This window comes from Cryptosporangium minutisporangium (assembly GCF_039536245.1).
Taxonomy (GTDB): Bacteria; Actinomycetota; Actinomycetes; order Mycobacteriales; family Cryptosporangiaceae; genus Cryptosporangium; species Cryptosporangium minutisporangium.
In genome coordinates, this window is record NZ_BAAAYN010000043.1 from 161738 (window position 1) to 169379 (window position 7642).

The following is a 7642-nucleotide window of genomic DNA, read 5'->3' on the forward strand; positions in this document are numbered from 1 at the left end:
TTACCGGTCGGAGCCGTGACGCGGAGGCCACCCCGCATCGTCGAAGGACTGTCCTTCGCCGCGAGCTGAGCCGGCCGGGTCGGCGCCGCTCTCGTCGTCCGGACGCTGCGGATCGGGAACCCGCGCCCCGCCGTCGTACGCACTGCTGCGGTAGACGCCAGGGGATCCGGACGCGGTGGGCTGGTACCGCACGTCCGGCCAGTCGGACCGATGATCCATCCGGCTGCCGGACGACTCCGGACCGGCCACCGGGGTGAGTGCCACCGTGTGGTCGTTCACGTTCGCGGCCACCGGCTCGGGCTGTGCGGCGGGAACGGGCTCCGGCGCAGGGGCCGGCGAGCCGCCCTTCTTCCCCAGGTCCTTCGGGAGCAACTGCGGACGACGCTGCGCGGCGACGTCCTCGATCCAGCCGAACGCGAACATGCCCAGGATGGTCAGCAGGACCGCGATCACCGCGCACAGGCCGGTGCCGACCGTCCCGCCCCACCTCCAGACGTCGATCTTCTCGCCGACCGGGTAGCTCAGCTCGATCGCGACGTTGTGCCAGAGGTAGATCACCATCGCGCGGCCGTTGACGATCGTGATCAACCGGTCGAGGACCCTGTGGTCGCCAACCCAGCTGAACGTCGGTGCGAAGCGCAGCAGGATCAGCACGATGCCGAACGAGTAGAACGCCTGACCCTCCGGGATCAGGTTGAAGTCGTAGCTGTTCTCCACCTGGTGCGTCAGAGCCCAGAAGGTCGCGCCTCCAGCGAGAACCAAGCCGAACGTGACCACCGCCCAGACCGGGATCTTCTTGACCATGCCCTCGCGATGCGCGAAACCGAGCAGCCACAGCGAGAGGAATGTGAAGCCGTCCATCAGGCCGCCCTCGGCGATCTCGCCACCCCAGCCGAACGTGACGCTGCCGAGGCCGACGCCGACCATCACCGCGAGCGGGAGCGCGATCATCGTCTTCGGGTACCACCGGAACAGGATCAGCAGCAGCGGCGAGAGCAGGATGAACCAGACGATGCTCCGCAGGTACCAGAGCGGCTCGGTCAGCGACTGGGCCCACTCGGACCCGGGCGGGTCACTGAGCGGGAAGATCCAGAAGACCAGGCGCCACAACGCCGGACGCTCGTCGGACGGCCAGCCGTGCCAGAACATGAGCGGGACGCCGATGAGCCCCGCCAGCCACAGCACCGGCAGGAGACGCTGGAGGCGGTTCTTGAGGGTCTGCAGCGCTCCGCGGTCGAGCGAGCGGACCATCAGGGAGCCGGAGATCGCGAAGAGTAACCCCATGGCGGGCCAGAAACCGAGCCACGCCTGCGTCGAGAAGATGTGGTAGACGACCACCCACACGATGCAGAGGAATCGGAGAACGTCGAAGTACCGGTCCCGGCCACCAGTGGCGGCGCGTGCGGATGTGGTTCGTGTGGTCACCGGCCCATGATCGCCTTCTCATCGAGCGCGCATGGTTAGTTGGACAACATAAGTCCCGCGCGCGGTGTGCCTGATTCACGACAGATATTGAATATTCGTGCAGCTAACGCCGTACATCCCCGGGTGAGAGTGCTCGTCTCGAACGGGCTACGGAGAGTAACTTTCAGCGCTGTGTCCGATTGCGGTTACGGTCCGGGTAGTCGTCGGGATCGGGGTAGTCAGGCCCGCGGCGCGGCTCGGTGGGACGGGATCGGGGGACCGCGCCGTACTCCGGCGGGTAGGGGTTGCGTGGGGCTCGCGGTGGCGGAGCGGGACGGTGCCGGGGGTCGTGCTGGGGCACGCCGTAGGCCGGGTCCTGGGGAACGTCGTACCGCGGGTCGCGGCGGTAGGGCCGGGCGTGCCGCGGGGGTTGGCCGGCGCCGGCATAAGGGTCGTACGGCCTCTCCGCCCCGTGCGGCGGCCCGGTCTGCCCGTTGGGGGCCTCGGACCCGTGCCGCGCCCGAGGTCCGTAGGAGGCGTCGGGCCCGTAGCGCGCTCCGGGGCCCGCCGGCGCGGCGGCGACCGGCGATGCGCTCTCCGGCGTGGTCGGCGAGGACGGCTGGACCGAGATCGCGGGCGCTCTCGTCTTGCCCGGCACCAGCTCGGGCTTGCGTCGAGCGGCGACGTCCTCGATCCACCCGAACAGCAGCACCGCGACGCCGATCAACGCCCAGGCCAGCGGGAACCACACGTACCAGGGGTAGAGGCCGATGCGATCGGTGAAGCCCAGCGCCAGGGCCAGGGCCGCGTTGTGCCAGAGATAGATCGTCACCGCGCGCGAGTTGAAGATCGTGATGATCCGGTCGATCACGCGGTGGCGCTGGAGCCACTCCATCCGCGACGAGTACCGCATCAGGATGAAGACGACGCCGAACGAGTACAGCGCCAACGTGAGGCTGCTGTTCTCCACGAACCACGTCTGCTGGCCCTCCTCGAGGGCCTGCGCGTTACCCGGCCCCGCGAGCCAGGCGATCCCGGCCAGCGCGACCGCGCCACCGATCGCGAACAGCGCAGGCAGGGGCAGCCGCTTGATGATGCCCTCGGCGTGGGCGAAGCCGATCAGCCAGCAGCCGAGATAGACCAACACGTCGTTGAGCGCGCTGCCCCACCAGTCCTCCAGCGGCAGGATGCCGAACTCGGCGAGCACGAGCAGCGCGAACGGCACCGCGAACACCACCCACGGGGCCTTGCGGAACGCCTTGAGCAGGAGCGGCGAGAGCGCGACGAACCAGAGGTAGGTCTTGAGGTACCAGAGAACGCCCCACGCCGTCTCGCCCCACTCGCTACCGGGCGGGTCGCTCACCGGGAGGAGCCAGAACACCAGCTGCCACACCGGGATCGGGTCGCCGTCGGCGTCCACCCAGTAGGAGGGCGCGCCGTCGTGCCAGATCATCAGCGGGATCCAGATCGCACCGAACGCCCACACCACCGGCAGCAGGCGGCGGTACCGGTTCTTGACCGCCTGGAGCGGCGACTTGTCGATCGACCGCACCATCAGCGTCCCGGCCAGCGCGAACATGATGCCCATCGCCGGGAACCAGGGGAACCAGGCAAAGCCGAACGCGTGATAGGTGACCACGCGGATGATCGCGACCGCTCGCAGCGTGTCGAGGTAGCGGTCTCGACCCTTCACGGCGGCGGCTTTCGGCGCAACGGCAATTCCGGACACGAGCACATGCTCCGCAGGTGACATGAAGATTCGATGAGGCGGACAGCCCTTCGCTGTGTCGCGAGTTGCTCGAAAGGGCTGAAAGAGGGCAGAACGTCTCCGACTCGGGGGCGTATGAGAGCGGCATCACGCGGGCGGTACCCTCCGGTAACGGGTTGGTTCGCGTCCGCTTCCGGTGTTCACTCCCCGGTCGCCCACCCCGACGAAGCTATCCGCCGGGTGTCGCGACGCCCGGCCGAACGAGGAGTCATCCTGTGTCCGAGCGCACGCTGGTCCTGATCAAGCCCGACGCCGTCCGCCGCGGCCTGGTCGGGGAGGTGCTCGGACGGTTCGAGCGCAAAGGGCTGACGATCGAGGCGATGAACCTGCGGTCGGTCGACACCGCTCTCGCGGACGAGCACTACGCCGAGCACCTCGAGCAGCCGTGGTACCCGGGGCTGCGCGACTTCATCACGTCCGGGCCGCTAGTGGCCCTGGTCCTCTCCGGTGACCAGGCGATCTCCGTGGTCCGCGGCCTGCTCGGCGCGACCGACGGACGGAAGGCCGCCGCCGGGACGATCCGCGGCGACTACTCGCTCTCCAACCAGCAGAACCTTGCGCACGCGTCCGACTCGCCGGAGTCCGCGGCACGCGAGATCAAGATCTGGTTCCCCGAGGCCTGAGGCCCGCGTTCTGGCGTCGAGCCGGGTTCCACGCGCCCGTGGTGCCCGGTCAGCCGCCTGTCTCCCCGGACGCCCGACGTTCCGGGTCCGGCTGGGGTGCCGGCGAGATCGGCATGACCTCGGCGACGGCGGGGGGCGGCGCCAGGAGCGCCGCGTCCGCGGCCTGGGCAGGCGTCGGACGCGAGGGTCGGCCCGGCAACAGCTCGGGTTTGCGGCGGGCGGCGACGTCCTCGATCCACCCGAACAGCAGCACGGCCAGGCCGATCAGTATCCAGGCGAACGGGAACCAGATGTACCACTGGTAGACGCCGATCTGTCCGAAAATATTGACCGCGATCGCCAATGCGATGCCGTGCCAGAGGAAGATCGTCACCGCGCGGGAATTGAAGACCGTGATGGTCCGGTCCAGCAGCGGAAAGCGCGTCAGCCATTCCATTCGGAAAGAAAAGCGCATCAGAATGAAAACGGTGCCGAAATAGAAGAGCCCGATCGCCAGGTTGCTGTTCAGCAGTGACCACGGGCTCTCGCCGAGTGTTGCGGCGTCCGCGTTGCCCGGGCCGACCAGCCAGGCGATGCCGGAGAGAGCGACCACCCCGCCGATCGCCAGCAGGGTCGACAGACGCATTCGCTGGAGCATTCCCTCCGCCCGGGCGAATCCGATCAGCCAGCAGCCGAGATAGGTCAGCGCATCGCTGATCGAAGCTCCCCACCAATCCCGAATCGGGAGAACCTCGGTTTCGATGAGAGTCAAGAGGACGAAAGGCGCGGCCATCGTCGCCCAGGGCAGTTTCCGGAAGGCCGGTAGCAGCAGCGGCGACAACGCGACGAACAGCAGGTACGTCTTGATGTACCAGAGAACGCCCCAGCCGATCACACCCCAGGCGCTACCTACCGGATTGCCCACCGGAATCAACCAGAACACCAGTTGCCAGCTCGGTACCGAGTCGCCGTCGGCGTCGGTCCATTGACTGGGCGGACCGTCGTGCCACATCATGACCGGAACCCATATGGCACCAAAAACCCATAGGACAGGTAGGAGACGCCGAAGGCGATTGACGAGGGTTCGCGAAACGGACTTGTCCAACGAGCGAACCATCAGCGATCCCGCGAGGGCGAACATGATGCCCATCGAGGGAAGCCATTTGAACCACATGATCGGGGACGCGTGGTACGCGACCACCCGAAAGAGAGCTAATGCGCGGAGTGTGTCGAGGTATCGGTCACGCCCCGGATGCGTGGCGGTGTTCGGCGTAGGTGCCGAGTCCGTCGAAGGCATGCCCTCATACTGGCGCAGCCCCGCGACGTACCGCTGCGCCAGGGCGACGTGAGAATTTCGACGCCACGAATTCTGGCGTTAGGTCGACGGAATTCGGCACGCTTGGCGACTGGTTGAACGCGTAAGAAACTGCTAGTTATTCGCTACCTACTCTCTGTTGCGACCGCGTTTCTGACTTCCGCCCTCATGTTTCGGACGCCGGGTCAGTCCCCGCCGCGGTGACGGCGCCGCTCCGGCGGGCGCGCTCCGGAGCGTCCTGCCCGGGGAACGCCGACCATGCGAGCTCGCGGACGAGCTGCGGCGCAGGCGTGATCCGGACGTCGGAGCCGGCGATGCCGACAGCGTGGGCGACCCGGATCGGGCGGCACTGCTCGGCCGGTATCTGGTCCGCGCGGAGCAGCCGCAGCGCCCACGGGTCCGCTACTGCCGTCCCCGCCGCCGCGTCGCCGGTCGGGCTGCCCGCCACGCCGGCCGTCGGCGTGACCGTCGCTGCGGCCGAGGCGGACGCGCCTGGCCGCGGGCGCGATGCGGACGCCCGACGCTCGGGCAGGCGCGGCAGTAGCGCCGGACGACGTCCGGCGGAGAGGTCCTCCACCCAGCCGAGCGCCAGGACGCCCACGCCGATCAACACCAGTGCGATCCCGCAGCAGGCCGCCATGCCGCCGGCCGCTCCGAGCGACCAGACCTCGATCGCCGTCCCGATCGGGAAGCTCAGCGCCAGCGCGACGTTGTGCCACAGGTACAGCACCATCGCGCGCCGGTTGACGACCAGCACCAGCCACGCCACCGGCTGATACGGCCACCACCGGCGCTCCAGCCCGGCCCAGCGCGGTGCCGCGCGGAGCAGGAACAGCACGGTCCCGGCGGAGAACAGCAGCTGGGCCAGCGGAATCGAGTTGAGGTCGAGGGACCGGTCGGCGCCGGCCGGGTGGGTGAGTGCCCAGGCGACGCCGGCGAGCGTCAGCACTGCCCCGCCGACCAGGACGGTCCGCCGACGGGCGTTCGCGATCCACTCGTCCCGGTGGGCGAAGCCGAGCAGCCAGCACGGCAGGTACACCGATGCGTCCTGGACCACCGCACCGAGCTGCTCGCCGAGCGTCCACACATCGAACAGGCCGGTGCCGATCGCGACGGCCACCGTGACCGGAACCAGGACCGTCAGTCGCGGGAAGCGCCGGAAGACCGGCAGCAGGACCGGCGAGAGCAACAGCAGCCAGAGGTAGGTGCGCAGGTACCAGAGCACCTCGGTCAGCGCGCCAGCCCACGGCGCGCCGGGCGGGTCGGCGATCGGCACCACCCAGAACAACAGCTCCCAGCCGGTCTCCGGACGCCAACCCAGGCCCAGCATGAGCGGCACGGTCAGCAGCGCGGTGACCCAGAACGGCAGCAGGAGGCGCCGGAGCCGGGTGGCCACCGCGCGCCGGGTGGACGCGTCGAGCGAGCGGGCGGTCAGCGAGCCCGCGATCGCGAACAGCAGGCCCATCCGGGGCCAGTACGAGAGCCCCGCCAGCGGGAAAGCGTGGTACAGGACGACGTAGGCGATGCAGCCGGCCCGCAGGACGTCGAAGTATCTGTTCCGGCCTCCGGCCGGAGGCTTCACCGCCTGCGTGCCCGCCTCGGCGGCGGGGGTGACGTGGGCTCGGACGGCGTCGGGTAAGTCGGCAGCGGGCTTTTCGAGAGCTGTTGCGGTCACCGCGCCATGGTGGTTCGGCGTAACCCCGCCGTGGGGGACGCATCATGGCGATCACTGTCAAAAGGGGGTGATCGGGCGGGCCATTGTGACCGGACGGGCAGGCGTGACTCGGATTAACCCGTGTGGTCAGTGGTCGTCCGTGCCGTAACCCTGAAGCGCACGCCGTCAGCGACACCGAGGACATGACGTCGTTCGGCGGCTGGCGCGTACGTGTTTGCGTTAGGCGCGATCGCGGAGGACCTCGAGCGCCTTGTCGGCGTGGACGGACATGCGGAGCTCGCTGCGGATCACGGCGAGCAGACGGCGGTCGACGTCGATGACGAACGTGTGGCGCTTCACCGCCAGTGGGCCGAGGCGGCGCTTCACGCCGTACTCGGCCGCGACGACCCCGCCGATGTCCGACAGCAGTGGGTAGTCGAGGTTGTGACGACCGGCGAACTCCTGTTGGACCTCGACCCGGTCGTTGCTGATCCCGATCCGCTGAGCGCCGACCGCCGCGAACTCCTTGGCCAGGTCACGGAAGTGGCAACTCTCGGCGGTGCAGCCGGGGCTCATCGCGGCCGGGTAGAAGAACAGCACCACCGGTCCGCCCTCGGCCAGCAGCGTGCTCAGCCGGCGGGGCACGCCGTCCTGGTCGGGCAGTTCGAAGTCCGGAGCCAGATCGCCTGTGTCCATCGTCGACCTTCGTCAGTGCGGGTACGTCCTGGCAACTCTCGCAGCCCCGCCGCGCTCCCGCCAGTCGGTGCGGGCAACGCCACGTTCGCGACCGTCCGGATCCGGGCTGACACGTGCGTGGAAACGCCGCGCGGCCCGACCCCGTTCAGGGGCCGGGCCGCGCAGTGGCGTTGGTCAGTCGACGCGGTGGCGACGGCGGCGAC

At 69.0% G+C, this 7642-nt stretch carries 6 protein-coding genes; 1 reads left to right on the plus strand and 5 read right to left on the minus strand.

The window, feature by feature from the left end:
- Entirely contained in the window at positions 1–1425 is a 1425-nt protein-coding gene (locus ABEB28_RS30100; protein ID WP_345731616.1) for an acyltransferase family protein, read from the minus strand.
- A gap of 163 nt (positions 1426–1588) precedes the next feature.
- Positions 1589–3133: an acyltransferase family protein gene (locus tag ABEB28_RS30105; RefSeq protein WP_345731617.1), complete on the minus strand. Its 1545-nt coding sequence runs from the start codon at positions 3131–3133 to the stop codon at positions 1589–1591.
- Between the two features lie 254 nt (positions 3134–3387).
- Here ABEB28_RS30105 and ndk point away from each other — a divergent pair, with 254 nt between their 5' ends.
- Positions 3388–3795 carry a nucleoside-diphosphate kinase gene (gene ndk, locus ABEB28_RS30110; protein ID WP_345731618.1) on the plus strand — a complete coding sequence of 136 codons (408 nt, stop codon included), beginning with the start codon at positions 3388–3390 and terminating at the stop codon, positions 3793–3795.
- A 49-nt stretch (positions 3796–3844) separates the two neighbouring features.
- On the opposite strand, the gene ABEB28_RS30115 is transcribed toward ndk, so the two are convergent.
- The 3 genes from ABEB28_RS30115 to ABEB28_RS30125 form a co-directional block, all read right to left on the minus strand.
- Positions 3845–5071, minus strand: a complete 1227-nt coding sequence (locus ABEB28_RS30115; protein WP_345731619.1) for an acyltransferase family protein — start codon at positions 5069–5071, stop codon at positions 3845–3847.
- Between the two features lie 184 nt (positions 5072–5255).
- A complete protein-coding gene (locus ABEB28_RS30120; protein WP_345731620.1) occupies positions 5256–6764 on the minus strand; it encodes an acyltransferase family protein in 1509 nt (502 codons plus the stop codon).
- Between the two features lie 219 nt (positions 6765–6983).
- The gene (locus ABEB28_RS30125; protein ID WP_345731621.1) at positions 6984–7439 is read right to left on the minus strand and encodes a peroxiredoxin; all 456 of its coding nucleotides are present in this window, start codon (positions 7437–7439) and stop codon (positions 6984–6986) included.
- Positions 7440–7642: the final 203 nt, after the last annotated feature.